Annotated in this window: 3 protein-coding genes; 2 read left to right on the top strand and 1 reads right to left on the bottom strand. The window is 61.7% G+C overall.

What is annotated here, in order from left to right:
- The first annotated feature begins 153 nt into the window (after positions 1–153).
- Both NW853_RS03320 and NW853_RS03315 read left to right on the top strand, forming a co-directional pair.
- Complete coding sequence (locus tag NW853_RS03320) at positions 154–1257, top strand: serine hydrolase (protein ID WP_414347743.1); 1104 nt, start codon at positions 154–156, stop codon at positions 1255–1257.
- Positions 1258–1374: 117 nt separating this feature from the next.
- Entirely contained in the window at positions 1375–1596 is a 222-nt protein-coding gene (locus tag NW853_RS03315) for an RNA-binding S4 domain-containing protein (RefSeq protein WP_414336183.1), read from the top strand.
- A gap of 3 nt (positions 1597–1599) precedes the next feature.
- Here the strand turns inward: NW853_RS03315 and NW853_RS03310 are convergent.
- Positions 1600–1999 (bottom strand): hypothetical protein (locus NW853_RS03310; RefSeq protein ID WP_414336185.1); only part of this gene is annotated, 400 nt, incomplete at its 5' end.

Below are 1999 nucleotides of genomic sequence, written 5' to 3'. Positions count from 1 at the left end.
ACCGAGCCACCAGAGCTGGTAAAACTGTCAACATCTTTACGCAAGCCTTGTGTGGGAGCAGTTGTTCTCATGGCCGGAGCAAGGGAGAGGAGACCAACGCCCAAGAAGCCTCGGGATCCCCGCCGCCCCTCACGATCCGCTAAGGATGCCCTATTGGGGGGTTCTGGGCGCCTGCTTCCTGCCCCGGCTGCCTCTCACCCTCAGCCGCTGCGTCTGGCCCGCCAAAAAGCCATCGCCCGTCTGCGCCAACGGGCTGTCCAGCCTCGCCGCCCAGGACGTTCTCCGGCCCTCGGAGAAGTGTTGCTCAGGGGCCTGAGCTTCAGTCTCATCCTGGGCCTGACAATGGCCGGCCTCTCGCAACTGCTGCAATCAACCCCCACTGGACAGACAGAACCTGCCACGACGCAGCTTGGGGATCCAGGGCCGAGCGATACCCTGCAGGGAGAGGCGGTCCCGGCTTTGCAGGAGCGCCTAGCCGCTTTGGCCGACCAACCGGGGTTGACGGCAGGGGCCCTGTTTTGGGAGGTGGAAAGCGGCGCCTTTGCCGGCGTCAGGCCGGATCAGGCTTTTCCTGCCGCCAGCGTAATCAAGATCCCCATTCTCTTGGCCTTTTTCCAGGCCGTGGAAACCGGGCAGGTGCGGCTGGATGAACCGCTCGCCCTGCGGGAAGATCTCAAGGCAGGAGGAGCGGGCGTGCTCCAAACCCGTCCCCTGGGATCCCAGGTCTCTGCCCTGGAGGCGGCCACCCTGATGAGCACCCTCAGCGACAACTTCGCCACCAATCTGATCATCGATCGCCTGGGTGGACAGGAGGCTCTCAACCAAAAATTTCGTCAGTGGGGGCTACAGCACACGCAAATTTCCTGGTGGCTACCGGATCTGGAGGGCACCAACACCAGCAGCCCACGCGACATGGTTTGGTTGCTCAGCCAAGTGGAACAGGGGCGCATGCTTAGCCGCCGCAGCCGCGACCGCTTTTTGGACATTCTCTGGCGTACCCAACGGCCTTCCTACTTTCGACCCCACCTGGGCCAGGAGGTGCGCATTGCCCACAAGACGGGAACCCTGCGCTCGGTGGTGGGAGATGCCGGGATCCTGGATTTGCCCAACGGGCGACGCTATGTGGCGGCGGTGTGGGTGAAGCGAGAAACCCCCAACGACCCCAGAGCCGAAGAGCTGATCGCCAGCCTGTCGCAAGCCGCTTATGAGTTCTGGGCCGGGGATCCAACGGCAACCACGAGCAGCTTGCAACCCTGATCCCAAACATCACCAATTTTTCTCTCCCGAGCCCCATTCCGGGCAGAATGCAAATGCCAGAGTGGAGAAACAGGCAATGGGACAACTGGTCGATGTCAAAACCCTTTGGGTGCAGTGATGGCGACAGATCCCGTGATTAAGCTGGATCAGTTTCTCAAGTGGGCGGGGGTTGTGTCCACCGGTGGGCAGGCCAAGCAGTTGATCCAAGCCGGACAGGTGCAGGTCAATGGCGAGGTGGAAACCCGCCGCGGGCGCAAATTGCGCCTTGGGGATGAGGTGAGGGCGCTGGGCCAAGTCTGGCAGGTGCACCTGGATAAGGCCTCAGAGGGAGATCAGTGAGATCTATCGAGATCCATGCAGTGGGATCAGAAGCAGCATGGCCAAAGCCCCGATCCCCCCTGCCACCGCATACTGCCACTCCAGCCCCCACAGCAGGCAGGCAACTCCGGCCAAGATCTGGATCCCACCGGTGATCCAGTAGGGAAGGCGCGGCGGATCCACCAGGCCGTTGAGCCAGTGGCCCAACCCCATTTGCCACAGCCAAAACACCCCCAGATATTGGCTCAAAGCCGCTAGAGGGGTACGACCGACAAAAGGCAGCACCGAGAGAATCATGCCCAGGGCGATCACCAGTGTCCAGACCAAGCCCACGAAGTAAAGATGGGCCAATCCGGCAGCTCGAAACTCCGGCAGCGCCGTCTGCCGCACCATATAGCCCAAGCCAATAAGAGAAATCAGCAAC

This window comes from Synechococcus sp. H55.11 (genome assembly GCF_047462475.1).
Taxonomy (GTDB): domain Bacteria; phylum Cyanobacteriota; class Cyanobacteriia; order Thermostichales; family Thermostichaceae; genus Thermostichus.
The sequence above is the reverse complement of the archived record's forward strand: the minus strand, read 5'-3'. Positions and strand labels throughout refer to the sequence as shown.

Bases quoted from the DNA above. Each gene is read 5' to 3' on its own strand.
- NW853_RS03315 (WP_414336183.1), top strand. From the start codon at position 1,375: ATGGCGACAGATCCCGTGATTAAGCTGGATCAGTTTCTCAAGTGGGCG.